Raw genomic sequence first — 18,317 nt, 5'->3', positions numbered from 1 at the left:
GTTTTTCAGAAACCGGATTATTTCAATTTGGTTTCTTTGTAGATAACGTGTTTACGGGCAACAGGGTCAAATTTTTTGATTTCCAATTTGCCGGGCATAGTGCGTTTGTTTTTGGTAGTGGTGTAGAAGTGACCAGTACCTGCACTTGACTCCAGTTTGATTTTATCGCGCATTGCAGTAATCCTTAATTAACAGTTTAAATTAAGCTTCGCCGCGAGCACGCAAATCAGCCAATACGACATCAATGCCTACTTTATCAATGGTACGCAATGCAGCGTTAGAAACGCGCAGGCGAACCCAGCGGTTTTCACTTTCTACCCAGAAACGACGTGATTGCAAGTTAGGCAAAAAACGACGTTTGGTTTTGTTGTTGGCGTGTGATACGTTGTTGCCAGACATCGGGCGCTTACCGGTCACTTTGCAAACTCGTGCCATGGTTAGTCTCCAAACTTCTAAAATAGTAAAACGTGATTTATACCATAAAAAGCAGCATTCATTCAAGCTGTTTGATGAAAAAACGATTGTTTTCGAGAATGAGCCTCTCCAATGTTGTTTTCAGGGAACGCTGTTTCTTAAAACGTAATGGGTGCGAATTATAGCGGATTTTTCCATCGAATACATTTATTTATCCACCCCCCAGCAATATCAAGCATGGGGCAAAAGCAAGTTGTAAAAATGTTGATGCAGATAGTCCGTATCAATTCCACCAAACATCAAAAAAGGTCGTCTGAAATTTTTCAGACGACCTTTTTTCAAGCAAATCCCATCAGTCCAACTGTGCAACGGATACCGGCAAACCGCGTATTGCGGCAAGCATGGTATTGGCAGTTTTCTGCTGTTGGCGGAACGCTGCCATATTGGTAGGCGTCAGTTTCGGAGTCGGCAATGCAACTGTCGTCGGATTGACCGGCTGACCGTTCACGCGTGCTTCGTAGTGAAGGTGTGGGCCGGTCGAGCGTCCGCTTGTACCGACGAAGCCGATCACTTCGCCTGCCCGGACATTACCTTCCGCCGGCGTAAATGCACTCATGTGTCCATAAAGTGTCTCGACGCCATTAGAGTGTCTAATCATGACGGTATTACCATAACCGCCTTTCCAGCCTTTGAAGGTAATCACACCGTCGGCAGAGGCTTTAATCGGTGTGCCTGTTGGTGCGGCATAGTCAATACCTGTATGCATACGGACGGTATGCAAAACGGGGTGAACTCGGTAGCCGAACGGCGAGGAAATACGGGTATAGACAACCGGCTCAATGTTGAATCCCTCTTTTTGCTGGAGGGATTTACCGTTTTGATCATAATAGCTGCCGCTCTCTTCGTCGCCTTTGCCTTGGCTGTAATAATAAGCTTGATAAGTTTTTCCGCCTTTGACAATCTCAGCCGCCAGAATATCGCCGGTACCCATTTGCTGGCCGCGGAAATACATATTGTTGTACAGAAGACGCACGACATCGCCTTCCTGCAATTCTTCCAAGCTCAGTACGTCAGAGAAAATTTCGCTGAGTGATTCGCGGATTTCGACAGGTATTTCGGCCTGTGCCATCGCGCCGCGTGCGGAAGTTCGCACAACAATAGAGCGCAAAGTCGGCATGACTTTCATGTCTACTTCAGAAGTAGACAACTGCCATTTGCCTTTGACTTTTTCCAGCGCGACAAGGTTTCGCTCCAACTCTTCATCGGTAAAGAATTGCACATCGGTTACCTGACCTGATGAATCGATACGGATGTTGACGGATTGGTTGGCGCGCAAATGCTGCATATTTTGATCTGCGCTGTTTTTCGCCATGATTTGTTTGATGTCGGTCTGCGCCACGCCCATACGCGCCAAAACGTCCGCAAGGGAGTCGCCCTGTTGGACAACTTCCTGCGCCCAATAGCTAGACTGGAAATTGTTGGTTTCAACATAAACGGCGGGCAATTCCTCAGAAATCCGCTCCAACGCAATGCCTTGAGGATTGGAAACCGGCTCAGTGACCGCATAGGCAGTCATTACTCCTGATACAGGCAGCAGGATGCCCAACAATGACCAACGTACGGGTTTGTTGTGCCAGAAACGGCGCATGAATGAAAATCGAGTTGTTTTAGTCACGCATTATCCTTCAATACGGTAATAATCACTCTACTACCGCATCTATTATGTCATTTGAAATTATTGAGTTTAATTGTTTATCTTATCAACCGCGTTTACGGTCTCTCCCAGACAATATGTATACCAAGTGAATAAAATAAACAATCAAATTTACTCAGAACCGAGCAAGATTATCGGGGCTATTCTTTTGATTTACACCCCTTTTTTCTGAAATTTACGCGGACTTAATTATAACATATGCACACTTCCAACTCAAAAACGCTATCCATCATCCTGCCTGATAATGACATTGGTTATTTTGAGTATGTTGTATTTTCTCGCGTAAAATAAGCTTTTTCCGTTCTGCCGACTGCCATGAATCTGACGCTTGCCCTCCCCTCTCTCAACCGTCAAAAAGATGAGACACTTCCTCCTCTCCCGCTTCCTGCGTTTAACCAAATCTTGCGATATGGGTTATTACATAAACAAGAAATGAAGCCGTCTGATTTTTATCGCCGATATTTATGGAAGGGAAGCTTGTTGGCGCAAGTCAAAGAGCTGATGGGGATTTCACCGCATCAGGCGGCTGCGTTTGCCAGCCCGATATGGCAGCAAATGGGATTGTACCAAGTCAGCGTAGTCAACGGCGAACATCTGCACATCACTCAAGAAGAAGCGGCTCAATTATGTTTGGAGCTGTCTGAGTTTTACAGCAAAGAAGGTTGGTATTTTCTGCCTGTCCGTCCCGATTTGTGGCTGATTACTTTGCCATCGGAAAGCGATTGGGGGATTGCGCCGGTATTGGATATCTACGGGCAAATCGGATCGGCTGACCAAGCGAATGGAAAAGATGCTTTGCAATGGCTGGGAATGCAGACTGAAATTCAAATGTGGCTGCACCAACACCCGCTCAACACAATCCGCACTCAAAACGATATCCCTACCATCAACGGTCTTTGGCTCTGGCAAGATTTGACGGGGCTGCGTTCTGCGGACTTAATCGCTTCCGACAGCATCTGGGCGCAATTTTCAGACGACCTCAGCTTGGATGCGCCTTATGATTTTCAGGCTTGGCTGGATGCGGTTGATGAATCGGGTATTCGCCCTGCCAACCCTGTTATCTTTCTAGACGACTTGGCAATTACGGAACAAACGGGCGATATTCAGACATACCAAGAGATTTTAGAAAGTTGGGAAACCCGCTGGTTTGCCCCGCTTTGGCAGGCAGTCTCTGAAGGTCGTCTGAAAAAACTATCTATCAGTACCGACGGAGAAAACGGTGGCACTTTACACATCACGCCGTTTTCAAAATGGAAATTCTGGCAATCAAAAAAAATATTTGCCGGCAGATGGTGATGCGTCTGCACCACCGTTTAGCCGCCCTGTTTATAGAAACACCAATAACGTTTACAATACGCGACTATTCCACTACTCGCACCAACCGCCCATGAAAATCCGACTCGGTCAGCACAATGCACCTGATTTTCCGCAAGGAGCGGCCGTCACCATCGGTAATTTCGACGGCGTACACCTCGGTCACAAACACATTCTGCAAAAACTCAAAAACGAAGCCGATTCGCGCAACCTTCCCGTTATCGTCGTCATTTTCGAGCCTCAACCCAAAGAATTTTTCTCCCGAAAAGCAGGCTTTACGCCCCCATGCCGCATCGCCCCCTTGCGCACCAAACTCGAGCTGCTGCGCGATACCGGCTGCATCGACGCCGTATGGGTGTTACGTTTCAGTCAAGACTTCGCCAACATGAGCGCACAGGATTTCATCGACAAACTGCTGCGCCAAACACTCAACACACGCTACCTGCTCATAGGCGATGATTTCCGCTTCGGCGCCGGACGCGAAGGCTGTTTCGACTTATTAAAGCAGCAAAGCGATATACAAACCGAGCGTACACCTTCCGTCATCGTCGAAGACATCCGCACCAGCAGCACAGCCGTGCGCAACGCCTTGACAGACGGCAACTTGGCGTACGCAAAAAAGCTTTTGGGTCACGATTATGTTTTGAGCGGCAAAGTCAAACACGGCAAAAAACTCGGCAGAACCATCAACGCTCCTACCGCCAACATCCAACTTCCGCCCCACCGCTATCCCCTGCGCGGCGTATTCGTCGTCGAAGCGGACGGCGCATTCGGCACACGGCGCGGCGTTGCCAGCTTCGGTCTCAACCCGACCGTCAGCAACAACAATTCGCAAAAACTCGAAGTCCATTTATTCGATTTCGACGGCAATCTCTACGGTCAACGTTTGAAAGTGCGCTTCCTACACAAGCTGCGTGACGAACAAAAATTCAGCGATATCAAAACATTAAAACGTCAAATCGAACAAGACATAGAAGACGCAAAGAAATGGCAGCAAACGTATTGAAAATATAGCCACAACCACCAGATACGAATTGAAAAAGGTCGTCTGAAAATCTTTTCAGACGACCTTTTTCCTAAGATGCAGACATCTGCCTGCGAGATTTCTAATGGCCTAAATTCAAAAAGGACGACAACCGTCAAAACGGTGCGCGGGGAACAGAATCCCTCTTTTAATTCAGTCCACTATATCCTACTTATTTAACAGCAGGAGCCTGTTCTTGAGCAGCGGCAGGTGCAGTTTCGGTAGTAGTTTTACCTTGACCGGTCAGCGGGCTGGCAGCTTCGGCTTCCGGTGCAGCAGTTTCAGCAGCTTTGTCGGTTTTCAGGTCGTTGGCTTGTTTTTTAGCTTTGTTGGCTTTTTTGTGAACGTGTTCTGCTTTAGCGGCTTTGCCGGAAGCAGGTTGGGCCATAGCCACAGGAGCAGCGATCAGGCCGGCAGAAACAAGAACGAGGGAGGTCAATTTAGACAATGTTTTCATGTGTAATATCCTTTCGGGAAATTTGTCTGATAAAATCATTCCGTCAAATGCCAAATGGCAATTTGCGTAAAGACAATCGCATAACTGCTTGGTGCGATTGAGTTTTTATTGTAACGGTTTGTTTGTAAACCGAAGTCAGCTCGAGCGAAATTGAAATAAAGTTTCAAAAGGAGGGTTAACCCCCTTGTCCTGCTTTATTAATCGTACCTCATAACTTGATTGTTTAAATTTATATATTTCATGGCATTACATCCGATGATTTTCGAACACTCCCGATTCCGCAATGCATCCTACATCCTGATGGGGCTTGCCCTGTTTGTGGTGCTGTATTTCCACTTTTTGCCCCTTTTACTCGCCGTCATCCTGACCTACGTCTTCATCACCAAGACCAACGGCCTGATTCTTTGGCTGCGCCGCCGTACGCTCGCGCGCAATACGTTTCTGCACAAATCGCTCAACGCGCACAATATCAACCTGATTTCGACCACGCTGACCATAGGCATCGTATTGACGGTTATCCTATTGATGTCGCTAGGGATTTACCACCTGATTCACGGCGGGCATATCACCGTGATGCTGACCAAGCTGGCGGCGATTTTGGAAGACACGAAAAACAGCAGCAGCCTGCCGCAGTCGGTTTTGAACATGCTGCCCAACAATACCGCCGAAATCAAAGCCTATGCGGTCAAATTGATTGAAGAATACAGTGCCGCGCTGACGCGCATCAGCAAAAACAGCTTCACCTCGTTCGTGTACATCCTTATCGGCATCATCATCGGCGCGATGCTCAGTTTCCACCGCCTCAACATGCGCAAAAACCGCCGCAAAATGCCACCCTTCAAGGCAGAACTGGTGCGGCGGATTGTGAACTTCGAAACCAGCTTCGAGCGCGTGTTTCTGGCGCAGGTCAAAATCTCGCTGATCGATACCGCACTGACGGGCGTGTACCTTTATCTAATCCTGCCGCTTTTCGGCGTGGAGTTGCCGTTTAAACTAACCGTGTTAGTCATCGCCTTCATCGTCGGGCTGATTCCCGTCGCGGGCAACCTGATTTCCAACACCATCATTATCATCTTGAGCCTCGGCGCGTCTTTATATGTGGCGGTCGCTTCGCTGGTGTTCCTAGTCGTCATCCACAAGCTCGAATATTTCCTGAACGCGAAAATCATCGGCTCGGAAATCGAATCAAGCGCGTGGGAATTGCTGGTGGCGATGGTCGTGTTCGAACGGATTTTCGGCGTCGGCGGCATCATCGTCGCACCGGTTTATTATGCGTATCTGAAGAATGAGTTGAAACAGCAGAAGCTGATTTAGATAGTGTTTGAAATATAGATGAAAGGTCGTCTGAAAAGCTCGAAATAGGTTTTCAGACGACCTTTTTTTAGTTACAGCAACCTTATTCCTTCCCCCGTCCGACGGGGGAAGGCTAGGATAGGAGTGGCTTGCGGACATACGGCAATAAAGGGCAAAGAGCCACCCTCTCCCCAACCCTCCCGCCAGACGGGAGAGGAGGCAGATTCTCGTAGGCAAAGCCCACGCTACGATTGTTATCCCACAAACCAACACAACAACTCCCGCTAAGGGTTTCCCCAACTTTGCATGCTTTCGACGGCGTAGCGTGGGCTTTGCCCACGAATCCTGTCGTATCGAGGCGATAATGGATTTAGAGTATCGGAATGCAACGAGGTCGCCTGAAAAGCTCGAAACAAAGTTTTCAGACGACCTCCTTACCAATCCTTACACTTTACGGCATAATGGCGGACTGTTTTTCCGAGGAGAATTTCATGTCCGTCAAAACCCCGTCGCTTTTCGGCGGCGCCATGATTATCGCCGGTACGGTTATCGGCGCAGGTATGCTTGCCAACCCGACCGCCACCTCCGGCGTTTGGTTTACAGGCTCGCTGATTGTGTTGCTCTATACTTGGTTTTCCATGCTCTCCAGCGGTCTGATGATCCTTGAAGTCAACACCCACTATCCGCACGGCGCCAGCTTCGACACCATGGTCAAAGACCTGCTCGGCCCGACTTGGAACGCCATCAACGGCATCGCTGTCGCCTTCGTTTTATACCTGCTCACCTACGCCTACATCTTCGTTGGCGGCGACTTGACCGCCAAAGGACTGGGCAGCACGTTCGGTGTAAAAATCCCTCTGACCTTCGGACAACTCGCATTCTTCCTGATTTTCGCTACCTGCGTATGGGCATCCGCCCGCCTAGTGGACCGTTTCACCTCCATCCTCATCGGCGGCATGGTGCTGACTTTCATCTGGGCGACCGGCGGGCTGATTGCCGATGTCAAACTGCCCATCCTCTTCGACACCCAAGCCCCCGCAGGTACCAGCTACTGGATTTACGCCGCTACCGCCCTGCCCGTCTGCCTCACGTCCTTCGGCTTCCACGGCAACGTCTCCAGCCTGTTCAAATACTTTAAAGGCGATGCGCGCAAAGTCGCCAAATCCATTTGGGCAGGTACGTTGGTCGCGCTAGTGATTTACGTCCTGTGGCAAATCGCCATCCAAGGCAACTTGCCGCGCAGCGAGTTCGCCCCCGTGATTGCCACCGAAGGGAAAGTCTCCGTCCTCATCGAAGCCCTGTCCAAGTTCACCCAAACCGGCAGCATGGACAAAGTGTTGACCTTCTTCTCCTATATGGCGATTGCCACTTCCTTCCTCGGCGTAACGCTCGGCCTCTTTGACTACATCGCCGACATCTTCAAATGGAACGACAGCGTGTCCGGCCGCACCAAAACCGCCGCCCTCACCTTCCTGCCGCCCCTGATTTCCTGCCTGCTGTTCCCCACCGGCTTCGTTACCGCCATCGGCTACGTCGGTCTGGCGGCAACCATTTGGACCGGCATCATCCCCGCCATGCTGCTCTACCGTTCGCGCCAAAAATTCGGCACAGGCAAAAACTACAAGATTTACGGCGGATTCGGGCTGATGGTTTGGGTTTTCCTCTTCGGTGTCATCAACATCGCCGCGCAGGTATTGAGCCAGCTCGAACTCGTCCCCGTGTTCAAAGGCTGACAAGCAAATCGACACCCCGGAGGTCGTCTGAAAACAGATTTCAGACGACCTCTCCCGTTTTCCGTTACAATAAACACCCTCAGAATCACAGCACACGACCGTCCATGTACGACAACATCCGCTTCCACCTAGATGAAGAATATCCCGAAGGACTGCCGTCCGAAAACGCCGCCACGCATATTGGCATGTACTGGATATGGGCGGCGCAGGCAGGGCTGGCGAATCCCGTTTGGCAAACCGCCCCCGAAAGTGCGGAAGATTTCGCCAATATGCTCAAAGGCAGAACCAGCGGCCGCCGCTTCCTGCTCAAACACATGGACGGCGCGCTCACGCCCGACGACTTCACCGAACAAGGGCAGAAATTCACCTCCTATTACTACGACAATGAAGAAGACGGCTACGGTGCATTTTTAGAAGACTACGTCCGCACCCTCGACACCCCGTCGCTCGGCGGCTTCTACCACGTCCCCAACACCCCCGAAATCTACAAACGCCTCAAACCCGTCTTCCAAGCAGCGTTTGAGCAATGGAAAAACAATTTGGCATCCCCTGCCGGAGAGCAACCGTGAAACTCATCATCCTCGACCGCGACGGCGTCATCAACCAAGACCGTGACGACTTCGTCAAATCCGTAGACGAATGGATACCCATCGAAGGCAGCATGGACGCCATCGCCTTCCTGACGCAGGCAGGCTACAACATCGCCGTCGCTACCAACCAATCCGGCATCGGACGCAAATATTTTACCGTCCAAGACCTGACCGAAATGCACGCGAAAATGCACCGCCTCGTCCGTCAGGCAGGCGGCGAAATCGACGGCATCTGGTTTTGCCCGCACACCGCCGCCGACAACTGCGACTGCCGCAAACCCAAGCCCGGCATGATTTACGACATCCTCGAACGCTTCAAGGCCAACCCCGCCGAAACCTGGCTGGTCGGCGACAGCCTGCGCGACCTGCAGGCTATGCACGAAGCAGGCGGCAAAACCGCGCTCGTCCTGACCGGCAAAGGCAAGAAAACCCTGTCGCAACAGGAAAAAGAATTACCCGAAAACACCCAAGTTTTCGACAACCTGCTCGCCTTCTCCCAATACATCATGCACGAAACCACGCAAGATTGTGCAGACGGACAGGCAAACCCATAAATACACGAGGTCGTCTGAAACCCTGTTTTGCCCCGTTTCCAGCCCGAACAAGATTTCAGACGACCCATCCGACAGGTAAAAACATGCTCCTCATCCGCAACCTGACCTACTGGTTCATCCTCAGCACCAGCCTGATTTTACTTTTCCCCTTCATGCTCCTCGCCCTGCCCGTCCAAGGCGGCGCGCACAAAATGGCGCAAATCTGGGTACGCATCCTCAATTGGTCGCTCAAACACATCATCAGACTCAAATACCATCTTATCGGTGCCGAAAACATCCCCGACCGCCCCTCCATCATCTGCGCCAAACACCAAAGCGGCTGGGAAACCCTCGCCCTGCAAGAAATTTTCCCGCCGCAGGTTTACGTCGCCAAACGCGAGCTGTTCAAAATCCCCTTTTTCGGCTGGGGTCTGAAACTCGTCAAAACCATAGGCATAGACCGCAGCAACAGCCGCGAAGCCAACAGACAGCTGATGGAACAAGGCATGGCGCGCAAAAACGAAGGCTACTGGATCACCATTTTCCCCGAAGGCACACGCCTACCACCCGGCGAAAAAGGCCGCTACAAACTCGGCGGCGCGCGCATGGCGAAAATGTTTGAAATGGACATCGTCCCCGTTTCCCTCAACAGCGGCGAATTTTGGCCGAAAAATTCCTTCCTCAAACACCCCGGCACCATCACCGTCGTCATCCACCCCGTTATCCCCCACGGCAGCGGCACCGAAGCCGAATTGATGAAGGAATGCGAAAAACGGATTGAAACGCAACAACCCCTGATTGAAGGAAAAGGACCGTTTGCCGTTGCAAAGGTCGTCTGAAAACGCATCTCCCCGACACCAGCCCAATCCATGTCCCAACACTACGCCCACACCCTTTCAGACGGCCAGTCCATCCGAATCCGGCTCAAACGCAGCGCCAAGAAAAACCTCATTCTGCGCCCCGTATCACACGACACCGTCAGCATCAACGTTCCCCCGTTTGTCAGCCATCGCTTTCTCGCCCAATGGCTGACCGACAACGAACCCCTGCTGCGCCGCACCCTCGCCAAAACCCCGACCGCCGCCGCATCCGCCGACACCCTCCCCGAATGGATTTGGTATCAAGGCGTTCAGACGACCCTGTCCGTCCACAGCGGCAGCCACATCCAAATCAGGTCGTCTGAAATCCTACTGCCCGATAAAGAACCTGCCGCCCAACTGACCCACCTGCGCCGCTTCCTGCACGAACGCGCCGGCGAATACCTGCTGCCGCGCCTCGAACACCACGCCCGCGCCACCGCCCTCACTCCCGCCGCGACCGCCCTCTCCAACGCCAAAACCTTCTGGGGCGTCTGCCGCCACACCACCGGCATCCGCCTCAACTGGCGACTCATCGGCGCACCCGATTACGTCGCAGACTACATCTGCATCCACGAACTCTGCCACCTGCCCCACCCCGACCACAGCCCGCAGTTTTGGGCAACCGTCAACCGCCTCACCCCACACACCCAAGCCGCCGAAAAATGGCTGAAAGCCCACGGGCGCGAATTGTTTGCATTAGGCTGAACCGTGCAACGCGCCGATACACCAAGGTCGTCTGAAACCCTGTTTTACCCCGTTTCAAGCACAAACAAGGTTTCAGACGACCTCATCGATTCTTTCTACGCTCGGCAAACCGCACAAATCCGTTATAGTAGATTAAATTTAAACCAGGACAAGGCGACGAAGCCGCAGACAGTACAAATAGTACGGCAAGGCGAGGCAACGCCGTACTGGTTTAAATTTAATCCACTATACAAACCATCTTCCCCACTATCCGCCCACCCTGCAAAGCAGGATAATGCCGTATACTTTTGCGACGGCGAGAGTGCGCGGCATTACCCGAAGAAGAACCTTTCAGACGACCTTTTACGCAACGGCTGTCTTGTTCATCCGTCCGACAAAAAAGGCTAAAATACGCAGACTTTCAAACGCCTAAAACACCCGACAAACCAACAACAGCGGACACGCAACTCAACCGGTTTTTGCGCCAACATCCGCAAGCCGTCGCACAAACAGCCAATATCAGGGAAAACACATCATGATCAGCATTTTCGACATTTTCAAAATCGGCATCGGCCCTTCCAGCTCCCACACCGTCGGACCCATGAAAGCCGCTGCAGCCTTTTCAGACGACCTCAAACAATCAGGACTGGACGTACAAACCGAGCGCATCGTCATCGACATTTACGGCTCGCTGGCGCTGACAGGACGCGGACACGGCACATTCGACGCCCTTCTACTTGGCTTGGAAGGCAGCCTGCCGCACGACATCCCCCTTGCCGACATCCCCGACCGCCTCGAACGCATCCGCACGCAACACATCCTCCACCTCAACGGACGCGAAATCAGTTTCAACTTCGACCGCGACCTGAACATACGCGGCGACCAAGTGTTGCCCAAACACCCGAACGGGCTGAATTTCACCGCCTACGGTCAAGACGGCGGCAAACTCAAAGAACAAATTTACTACTCCGTCGGCGGCGGCTTTATCGTTACCGATCAAGAGTTTGACCAACAAGCCGAACAAACGCGCCAAGTCCCCTACCCCTACACCAACTGCGCCGAACTGCTCGCCCAATGCCGCATGAACCAGCTCGACATTTCCGAAGCCGTATTGGCAAACGAAGCCGCGCTTGTCGGTTGCAGCGAAGCCGAAATCCGCCGCCGCGTCGCCGGCGTTGCCGACGTTATGGAAGGCTGCATCAAACGCGGGCTGGCAGCGGACGGCGAACTACCCGGCGGCTTGAACGTCCGCCGCCGCGCCCCGCAGCTTGCCGCCAAACTCAAAGCCCTGCGCGAAACCGAAATCGTCAACACCCAACTTTGGCCGATGGTTTACGCCATGGCAGTCAACGAAGAAAACGCCGCCGGCGGACGCGTTGTGACCGCCCCAACCAACGGTGCCGCCGGCATCATCCCCGCCGTTCTGCACTACTTCCGCAAGTTCAACCCGCACGCCACACAAGAGCGCGTCGAAAATTTCCTGCTCACCGCAGGCGCCATCGGCATCCTCTACAAAACCAACGCCTCCATCTCCGGCGCAGACGTAGGCTGCCAAGGCGAAGTCGGCGTCGCCTGCTCGATGGCGGCGGGTGCATACGCCGAAGTCATCGGCGGCACGCCCAAACAAGTGGAAAACGCCGCCGAAATGGCGATGGAACACCATTTGGGCCTGACCTGCGACCCCGTCGGCGGATTGGTGCAAATCCCCTGCATCGAACGCAACGGCATCGCCGCCGAAAAAGCCCTAAAACTCGGCACCCTCGCCCTGCTGGAAGACGGCACGGACAAAAAAGTCTCGCTCGACGAAGTCATCCAAACCATGCTGCAGACAGGGCGCGACATGAAGTCCACCTACAAAGAAACCTCGCTTGCCGGACTCGCCATCACCCTCCAGAAAAAAGCCGTCCCCGTCTCCGTCCGCGTTGTGGAATGTTGAAAACGGAGCAGACAAAAAGGTCGTCTGAACATTTTGTTTTTCAGACGACCTTTTGTTTGACTCGATTCATTTTATAGTGGATTAACAAAAATCAGGACAAGGCGACGAAGCCGCAGACAGTACAAATAGTACGGAACCGATTCACTTGGTGCTTCAGCACCTTAGAGAGTCGTTCTCTTTGAGCTAAGGCGAGGCAACGCCGTACTGGTTTAAAGTTAATCCACTACACACAAAACCATCGCCGCAAATGACAACAAGTCTTCAGCAGCCCTATTTTTGCAACGCAATATTTTCAGACGACCTCTCGGCTTAAAAGGTCGTCTGAAAAATCATTCAGCCCTACCGCTTCAAAGCCAACGTCAACACGCCCGCCGTAACCAGTCCCAAGCCTACCCATTCCTGCGTGCTGGGGCGTTCGTCCAGAAAGACCACCGCCATCAGCGCAACCAAAACCAGGCTGAATTTATCGACGGGGGCGACTTGCGAGGCGTTGCCCAGTTGCAGGGCTTTGAAGTAGGCGAGCCAAGATGCGCCGGTAGCGAGGCCGGAGAGAATCAGGAATGTCCAGTTGCGACCGGTAAACCCGTTCACGCCCTGCCATTTGCCGGTATAGGTCAGGAACAAGACCAGCGCGGCGAGGATGACCAGCGTGCGGATGAAGGTGGCGAAATCCGAATCGATGCCCTGCAAACCCATTTTGGCGAAAATCGCCGTCAGCGAGGCGAAGCCTGCGGAAGCCAATGCCCAGAAAAGCCATGCGTTGCTGCCCATGTTTGTCCGTTTCTCTTGTGGATTGTCAACAATATGAACCGTATTTTTGTTGAATTATCGAATTTTTCACTGCGATTCATTCTCAGATAACGCTATAATATGCCTAATATTCTTTTGAATCCATCAGCGTTTGTCTTTCCGATGGGCTTTCAGACGACCCTCCTCTTTTTCTTCTCCATTCAGTAAAGGAAAATCATGAGCTTCAAAACCGATGCCGAAATCGCCCAATCTTCCACCATGCGTCCGATTGGCGAAATTGCCGCCAAGCTGGGTTTGAACGTGGACAATATCGAACCCTACGGCCATTACAAAGCCAAAATCAATCCTGCCGAGGCGTTCAAACTGCCGCAAAAACAAGGCCGTCTGATTTTGGTTACCGCCATCAACCCGACTCCGGCGGGCGAAGGCAAAACCACCGTGACCATCGGTTTGGCGGACGCGTTGCGCCACATCGGCAAAGACGCCGTTATCGCCCTGCGCGAACCTTCTTTGGGGCCTGTGTTCGGCGTCAAGGGCGGCGCGGCGGGCGGCGGCTATGCCCAAGTTTTGCCGATGGAAGACATCAACCTGCACTTCACCGGCGACTTCCACGCCATCGGTGCGGCGAACAACCTGCTCGCCGCCATGCTCGACAACCACATCTACCAAGGCAACGAATTGAACATCGACCCCAAACGCGTCCTGTGGCGGCGCGTGGTCGATATGAACGACCGCCAGTTGCGCAACATCATCGACGGTATGGGCAAACCTGTTGACGGCGTGATGCGTCCTGACGGCTTTGACATTACCGTCGCCTCCGAAGTGATGGCGGTATTCTGTCTTGCCAAAGACATCAGCGATTTGAAAGAGCGTTTGGGCAACATCCTCGTCGCCTACGCCAAAGACGGCAGCCCTGTTTACGCCAAAGATTTGAAAGCCCACGGCGCGATGGCGGCATTGCTCAAAGACGCCATCAAGCCCAACTTAGTGCAAACCATCGAAGGTACTCCGGCCTTCGTACACGGCGGCCCGTTCGCCAACATCGCCCACGGCTGTAACTCTGTTACCGCCACCCGTTTGGCGAAACACCTTGCCGACTATGCCGTTACCGAAGCAGGCTTCGGCGCGGATTTGGGCGCGGAAAAATTCTGCGACATCAAATGCCGTCTGGCCGGTTTGAAACCCGACGCAGCCGTCGTCGTCGCCACCGTCCGCGCCTTGAAATACAACGGCGGCGTAGAACGCGCCAACCTCGGCGAAGAAAACCTCGAAGCCTTGGCAAAAGGTCTGCCCAACCTGCTGAAACACATTTCCAACCTGAAAAACGTATTCGGGCTGCCCGTCGTCGTCGCCATCAACCGCTTCGTGTCCGACTCCGATGCCGAGTTGGCAATGATTGAAAAAGCCTGCGCCGAACACGGCGTCGAAGTTTCCCTGACCGAAGTGTGGGGCAAAGGCGGCGCGGGCGGCGCAGATTTGGCGCGCAAAGTTGTCAACGCCATCGACAACCAACCCAACGAATTCCGCTTCGCCTACGATGTCGAGTTGAACATCAAAGACAAAATCCGCGCCATCGCCCAAAAAGTGTACGGCGCGGAAGACGTCGATTTCAGCGCAGAAGCCGCCGCCGAAATCGCCTCGCTGGAAAAACTGGGCTTGGACAAAATGCCCGTCTGCATGGCGAAAACCCAATATTCCCTGAGCGACAACGCCAAACTCTTGGGCTGCCCCGAAGGCTTCCGCATCACCGTGCGCGGCATCACCGTTTCCGCCGGCGCAGGCTTCATCGTCGCCCTGTGCGGCAACATGATGAAAATGCCCGGCCTGCCCAAAGTCCCCGCTGCCGAGAAAATCGACGTGGACGCAGACGGCGTGATTCACGGCTTGTTCTGATTTGAATTGAAAGTGAAATAAAACGGCAAAGGTCGTCTGAAAATGGTTTTCAGACGACCTCTTTCATTTAAATCATATAATTAATAAATTATTAAATGCTCTTAGTTAATACTGAAAGTTTTTAAAATAATTTGGGCTTGAGAATCTTTTTCAACTTGTTGTAATAAATAGTACGCCGCACTGATAATTATTATAATTGTTGATATATGAGCCACTGCCATTGCTACTATTTTGGCATTTTTAGTTTTTTTATTTTTTTTAATCACGAAAGTTTGTAAATACTCTATGAATTCTTGGAAACAGCCTTTATTTACCCAGTAAATTAATATGTAATATATCCCAAAAAACCTGTAAGCAAGATAGAAATCCCAATAGAAAGTTTTATTTCTGACATAGGGACTGTTTGTTTAAATAACAAACTTTTTAAAATATAAAACATTACGAACATAATGAATGAAAATAAGGTGATTGTTATATATTCCAGCGTTTAAAGAGCAATTTTATTTTTCCATTTTTTAAAATTTTCATAACGAAATAATTCCTGTAAATAAAAAAATACAAATGTTGATAATATCGATGAGAGTAAAATAGCTTGACTAAAGATATTAGATATCATGCTGAAAGATAAATTTATTAATATTCCCATTAAGAAACAAATTGGGAAGAGCGCCTTAAATCTATTCCATGAATCTTTAGCTGGTTCGTAAATGATTTTACAGACTAGAATTACATCATCTTTCATATAATAGTACCTCTTGGTTTGTTAAATTTTTAATCTGAGTTAAATCAATAAAGAAAGTTCGATTTTAGTTCAGCATTTATAAAAAGGGCGTTTAAAAACAGTTTGGCAAAGCCTGTTATCCTCGTTTTCAGACGACTATTAATTTACGCGACCGCTTTGCCTTATCCTGATTTGAAGTTAATCCACTATAATACCGCCCATTGTTTTTAAACCGACGAAAGGTCGTCTGAAATGACTCAAAACGCAAGCAACCTCTGCTGGCTCGATATGGAAATGACCGGGCTTGATCCCGAGCGCGAACGCATCATCGAAGTTGCCATGATTATTACCGACTCCGATTTGAACGTCTTGGCGCAGTCCGAAGTTTATGTCGTCCACCAAAGCGACGAACTGCTCGACAGCATGGACGCATGGAACACTGCCACCCACGGCCGCACGGGGCTGACCCAACGCGTGCGCGAATCGCAACTGACCGAAGCCGACGTGGAACAAAAACTGCTCGACTTTATCGCGCAATGGATTCCCGAAAAAGCCACGCCGATGTGCGGCAACTCCATCCATCAAGACCGCCGCTTTATGGTCAAATACATGCCTCGCCTCGAAGCGTATTTCCACTATCGCAATCTGGACGTATCCACCCTGAAAGAACTCGCCAAACGTTGGAATCCGCCCGTTGCCAAAGGCGTGGTGAAACGCGGTTCGCATCAGGCTTTGGACGATATTCTCGAAAGCATCGAGGAAATGCGTTACTACCGCGAAAACTTCTTGAAACTGCCCGAGGCCGTCTGAAAACACCGTCGGCACACTTTTCAGACGACCTCCCATCATCATGTCCTACCCATACCGCCAATCCCTGCCCGACACGCCGCTGGATATCGTCGGCGACGTTCACGGCGAATTTGCCGCCTTCCAATCGCTGCTGCACCGGCTCGGCTACCGCGACGACGGTTTCCATCCCCACGGGCGGCGGCTGGTGTTTGTCGGCGATTTGTGCGACCGCGGCCCCGACAGCCCCGCGATGCTGGCGTGGTTCAAACAGGCTTACGAACGCGGATGGGCATGGATGGTTTTGGGCAACCACGAATTGAACATCCTTGCCGACGACCCGAAAGACGGCTCCGGCTGGTTTTTCGATGTCCGCGCCGAAAAAGACGCCCATTACGCGCCGTGGCATTGCGTTGAAGAGAAAGAGAAAACCGAATTGCGCGCATGGCTTGCCGAACAGCCGCTGCTGCTGGAGCGCGAAGACCTGCGCATCGTCCACGCCGCCTGGCTGCCGCCGCAAATCGAACGCCTCGAAGAAGCAAAAGGCGAAAGCCTGACCGCACAATACCGCCGCTTCGATGCCGAGTTGAAACACCGCCTTCAGACGGCCTCTTGGTATCCCGACTACCTCTACGAACAGGCGCATTACGCCCCGCAGGCGGAAAATCCCGACCATGCGCCGCCGCCCATGCCCGCCACGGCGCGATACGAACTCGAACGCAGCCGCCTGCATCCGATACGCGCCCTCACCAGCGGCGTGGAGCGTTTGGCGGACGAGCCGTTTTACGCCGGCGGACGCTGGCGCGGTACGACCCGTTGCGCGTGGTGGAACGACTACCGCGACGATAAGCCCGTCGTTATCGGCCATTATTGGCGCAGTTGGCAGCCGTCCCCCGCTGCCGTTGCCGCCGAACGGCTGTTGCTGCCGCCGCAGCCGGATGTCTGGCACGGCGCGCGGCGCAATGTGTTCTGCGTAGATTTTTCGATAGGCGCAAGCTGGCGGGCAAGGAAATTCCCGCAAAAATACCGTCCCGAACAGTTCAGGCTGGCGGCATTGCGCTGGCCGGAGAAGGTGTTGGTGTTTGAGAACGGCGAATGCGCGGCGACGCGTTAGCCTGACAACAAACCGGCATACTCGCCCAACCCACAGAAAAGCAATTCAGTTTGAACGCCAATAAACCCGTCCCCTTGCGCAAACATTCTTCTGATTCAATCACGCCAAATAAAAAAGCCGGTCGAACCTATTTAAGGTCCGACCGGCTTTTATCGTTTTAAAAATTAACGATGTCTGTGGACTTGGCTGCCGATGACGCCGCCTAATGCAGCGCCGCCCAAAGTAGAGCCGGTATCGCCACCGATCAAGTTACCCGCTACACCGCCCAATACCGCGCCAGTAGCAGTATTGCGTTGTGTTTGGGTCATGCCCGCACATGCACTCAGAGAAGTAGCAATGGCGATCAAGGTCAAAGTTTTAGTCAAGAAAGACTTGCTCATGGTGTGTTCTCCGTTGTGGGTTAACTCAGTAACGAAAGTATGTCACACCAAGTCATTAATATTTATTCCAATAAGTAAAGTCATTTTAAACTAGGATAACTTAACAGGCGGACAGTTAGAA

At 51.9% G+C, this 18,317-nt stretch carries 18 protein-coding genes and 1 pseudogene; 13 read left to right on the top strand and 6 right to left on the bottom strand.

Annotated features, from left to right (window positions below; translation table 11 throughout):
* Positions 1-17: 17 nt before the first annotated feature.
* The 3 genes from rpmG to ACMYUL_RS08835 form a co-directional block, all read right to left on the bottom strand.
* A complete protein-coding gene (gene rpmG, locus ACMYUL_RS08845) occupies positions 18-173 on the bottom strand; it encodes a 50S ribosomal protein L33 (protein ID WP_003684373.1) in 156 nt (51 codons plus the stop codon).
* Positions 174-201: 28 nt separating this feature from the next.
* The gene (gene rpmB, locus ACMYUL_RS08840; protein ID WP_002216391.1) at positions 202-435 is read right to left on the bottom strand and encodes a 50S ribosomal protein L28; all 234 of its coding nucleotides are present in this window, start codon (positions 433-435) and stop codon (positions 202-204) included.
* A 331-nt stretch (positions 436-766) separates the two neighbouring features.
* On the bottom strand, positions 767-2,089 hold the full coding sequence (locus ACMYUL_RS08835; protein WP_415770048.1) for a M23 family metallopeptidase: 1,323 nt from the start codon (positions 2,087-2,089) through the stop codon (positions 767-769).
* A 354-nt stretch (positions 2,090-2,443) separates the two neighbouring features.
* Here ACMYUL_RS08835 and ACMYUL_RS08830 point away from each other — a divergent pair, with 354 nt between their 5' ends.
* Both ACMYUL_RS08830 and ribF read left to right on the top strand, forming a co-directional pair.
* Positions 2,444-3,424, top strand: a complete 981-nt coding sequence (locus ACMYUL_RS08830; protein ID WP_342031055.1) for a hypothetical protein — start codon at positions 2,444-2,446, stop codon at positions 3,422-3,424.
* Between the two features lie 91 nt (positions 3,425-3,515).
* Complete coding sequence (ribF, locus tag ACMYUL_RS08825; RefSeq protein WP_049230202.1) at positions 3,516-4,448, top strand: bifunctional riboflavin kinase/FAD synthetase; 933 nt, start codon at positions 3,516-3,518, stop codon at positions 4,446-4,448.
* A 190-nt stretch (positions 4,449-4,638) separates the two neighbouring features.
* Here ribF and ACMYUL_RS08820 read toward each other — a convergent pair whose 3' ends face one another.
* Positions 4,639-4,923 carry a late embryogeneis abundant protein gene (locus ACMYUL_RS08820; protein ID WP_246830436.1) on the bottom strand — a complete coding sequence of 95 codons (285 nt, stop codon included), beginning with the start codon at positions 4,921-4,923 and terminating at the stop codon, positions 4,639-4,641.
* Positions 4,924-5,178: 255 nt separating this feature from the next.
* On the opposite strand from ACMYUL_RS08820, the gene ACMYUL_RS08815 reads away from it, so the two are divergent.
* From ACMYUL_RS08815 to ACMYUL_RS08780, 8 genes and pseudogenes are all read left to right on the top strand, one after another.
* Positions 5,179-6,237 carry an AI-2E family transporter gene (locus tag ACMYUL_RS08815; RefSeq protein WP_049230204.1) on the top strand — a complete coding sequence of 353 codons (1,059 nt, stop codon included), beginning with the start codon at positions 5,179-5,181 and terminating at the stop codon, positions 6,235-6,237.
* Between the two features lie 470 nt (positions 6,238-6,707).
* Positions 6,708-7,949 carry an aromatic amino acid transporter gene (locus tag ACMYUL_RS08810; protein WP_415770045.1) on the top strand — a complete coding sequence of 414 codons (1,242 nt, stop codon included), beginning with the start codon at positions 6,708-6,710 and terminating at the stop codon, positions 7,947-7,949.
* A 104-nt stretch (positions 7,950-8,053) separates the two neighbouring features.
* Positions 8,054-8,518: a cell surface protein gene (locus ACMYUL_RS08805; protein WP_415770043.1), complete on the top strand. Its 465-nt coding sequence runs from the start codon at positions 8,054-8,056 to the stop codon at positions 8,516-8,518.
* Positions 8,515-9,093 (top strand): D-glycero-beta-D-manno-heptose 1,7-bisphosphate 7-phosphatase, encoded by a 579-nt coding sequence (gene gmhB, locus ACMYUL_RS08800; RefSeq protein WP_415772935.1) that lies wholly within the window; start codon positions 8,515-8,517, stop codon positions 9,091-9,093. Before ACMYUL_RS08805 ends, gmhB begins: the two co-directional genes overlap by 4 nt.
* Before the next feature lie 83 nt (positions 9,094-9,176).
* Positions 9,177-9,911 (top strand): lysophospholipid acyltransferase family protein, encoded by a 735-nt coding sequence (locus tag ACMYUL_RS08795; RefSeq protein WP_415770041.1) that lies wholly within the window; start codon positions 9,177-9,179, stop codon positions 9,909-9,911.
* A 30-nt stretch (positions 9,912-9,941) separates the two neighbouring features.
* Positions 9,942-10,637, top strand: coding sequence for a M48 family metallopeptidase (locus ACMYUL_RS08790; RefSeq protein ID WP_415770039.1), 696 nt, complete (start codon positions 9,942-9,944; stop codon positions 10,635-10,637).
* Positions 10,638-10,754: 117 nt separating this feature from the next.
* Positions 10,755-10,868, top strand: a pseudogene (locus ACMYUL_RS08785) (IS5/IS1182 family transposase); the annotation flags it as partial.
* Between the two features lie 283 nt (positions 10,869-11,151).
* Entirely contained in the window at positions 11,152-12,552 is a 1,401-nt protein-coding gene (locus ACMYUL_RS08780; protein WP_415770037.1) for an L-serine ammonia-lyase, read from the top strand.
* Between the two features lie 339 nt (positions 12,553-12,891).
* On the opposite strand, the gene ACMYUL_RS08775 is transcribed toward ACMYUL_RS08780, so the two are convergent.
* The gene (locus ACMYUL_RS08775) at positions 12,892-13,323 is read right to left on the bottom strand and encodes an EamA family transporter (protein WP_003776540.1); all 432 of its coding nucleotides are present in this window, start codon (positions 13,321-13,323) and stop codon (positions 12,892-12,894) included.
* Positions 13,324-13,518: 195 nt separating this feature from the next.
* On the opposite strand from ACMYUL_RS08775, the gene ACMYUL_RS08770 reads away from it, so the two are divergent.
* The 3 genes from ACMYUL_RS08770 to ACMYUL_RS08760 all read left to right on the top strand — a co-directional run bounded on the left by ACMYUL_RS08770 (position 13,519) and on the right by ACMYUL_RS08760 (position 17,816).
* Positions 13,519-15,195 (top strand): formate--tetrahydrofolate ligase, encoded by a 1,677-nt coding sequence (locus tag ACMYUL_RS08770; protein ID WP_415770034.1) that lies wholly within the window; start codon positions 13,519-13,521, stop codon positions 15,193-15,195.
* 973 nt (positions 15,196-16,168) lie between these two features.
* On the top strand, positions 16,169-16,726 hold the full coding sequence (gene orn, locus ACMYUL_RS08765) for an oligoribonuclease (protein WP_415770032.1): 558 nt from the start codon (positions 16,169-16,171) through the stop codon (positions 16,724-16,726).
* Between the two features lie 40 nt (positions 16,727-16,766).
* On the top strand, positions 16,767-17,816 hold the full coding sequence (locus tag ACMYUL_RS08760) for a metallophosphoesterase (RefSeq protein WP_415770030.1): 1,050 nt from the start codon (positions 16,767-16,769) through the stop codon (positions 17,814-17,816).
* A 164-nt stretch (positions 17,817-17,980) separates the two neighbouring features.
* Here the strand turns inward: ACMYUL_RS08760 and ACMYUL_RS08755 are convergent, their stop codons facing one another.
* A complete protein-coding gene (locus ACMYUL_RS08755) occupies positions 17,981-18,196 on the bottom strand; it encodes a glycine zipper 2TM domain-containing protein (RefSeq protein WP_003761681.1) in 216 nt (71 codons plus the stop codon).
* Positions 18,197-18,317: the final 121 nt, after the last annotated feature.

The sequence above is a fragment of the Neisseria sp. CP9 genome (assembly GCF_047758525.1).
Taxonomy (GTDB): domain Bacteria; phylum Pseudomonadota; class Gammaproteobacteria; order Burkholderiales; family Neisseriaceae; genus Neisseria.
Note: the sequence above shows the minus strand (reverse complement) of the source record. Positions and strands in the feature narration are given on the sequence as shown.

What these genes read in the sequence shown, in the direction of transcription:
- rpmG (WP_003684373.1), bottom strand. Translation starts at nt 173, where the DNA reads ATGCGCGATAAAATCAAACTGGAGTCAAGTGCAGGTACTGGTCACTTC.
- rpmB (WP_002216391.1), bottom strand. Translation starts at nt 435, where the DNA reads ATGGCACGAGTTTGCAAAGTGACCGGTAAGCGCCCGATGTCTGGCAAC.
- ACMYUL_RS08830 (WP_342031055.1), top strand. Translation starts at nt 2,444, where the DNA reads ATGAATCTGACGCTTGCCCTCCCCTCTCTCAACCGTCAAAAAGATGAG.
- ribF (WP_049230202.1), top strand. Translation starts at nt 3,516, where the DNA reads ATGAAAATCCGACTCGGTCAGCACAATGCACCTGATTTTCCGCAAGGA.
- ACMYUL_RS08820 (WP_246830436.1), bottom strand. Translation starts at nt 4,923, where the DNA reads ATGAAAACATTGTCTAAATTGACCTCCCTCGTTCTTGTTTCTGCCGGC.
- ACMYUL_RS08815 (WP_049230204.1), top strand. Translation starts at nt 5,179, where the DNA reads ATGATTTTCGAACACTCCCGATTCCGCAATGCATCCTACATCCTGATG.
- ACMYUL_RS08810 (WP_415770045.1), top strand. Translation starts at nt 6,708, where the DNA reads ATGTCCGTCAAAACCCCGTCGCTTTTCGGCGGCGCCATGATTATCGCC.
- ACMYUL_RS08805 (WP_415770043.1), top strand. Translation starts at nt 8,054, where the DNA reads ATGTACGACAACATCCGCTTCCACCTAGATGAAGAATATCCCGAAGGA.
- ACMYUL_RS08795 (WP_415770041.1), top strand. Translation starts at nt 9,177, where the DNA reads ATGCTCCTCATCCGCAACCTGACCTACTGGTTCATCCTCAGCACCAGC.
- ACMYUL_RS08790 (WP_415770039.1), top strand. Translation starts at nt 9,942, where the DNA reads ATGTCCCAACACTACGCCCACACCCTTTCAGACGGCCAGTCCATCCGA.
- ACMYUL_RS08780 (WP_415770037.1), top strand. Translation starts at nt 11,152, where the DNA reads ATGATCAGCATTTTCGACATTTTCAAAATCGGCATCGGCCCTTCCAGC.
- ACMYUL_RS08775 (WP_003776540.1), bottom strand. Translation starts at nt 13,323, where the DNA reads ATGGGCAGCAACGCATGGCTTTTCTGGGCATTGGCTTCCGCAGGCTTC.
- ACMYUL_RS08770 (WP_415770034.1), top strand. Translation starts at nt 13,519, where the DNA reads ATGAGCTTCAAAACCGATGCCGAAATCGCCCAATCTTCCACCATGCGT.
- orn (WP_415770032.1), top strand. Translation starts at nt 16,169, where the DNA reads ATGACTCAAAACGCAAGCAACCTCTGCTGGCTCGATATGGAAATGACC.
- ACMYUL_RS08760 (WP_415770030.1), top strand. Translation starts at nt 16,767, where the DNA reads ATGTCCTACCCATACCGCCAATCCCTGCCCGACACGCCGCTGGATATC.
- ACMYUL_RS08755 (WP_003761681.1), bottom strand. Translation starts at nt 18,196, where the DNA reads ATGAGCAAGTCTTTCTTGACTAAAACTTTGACCTTGATCGCCATTGCT.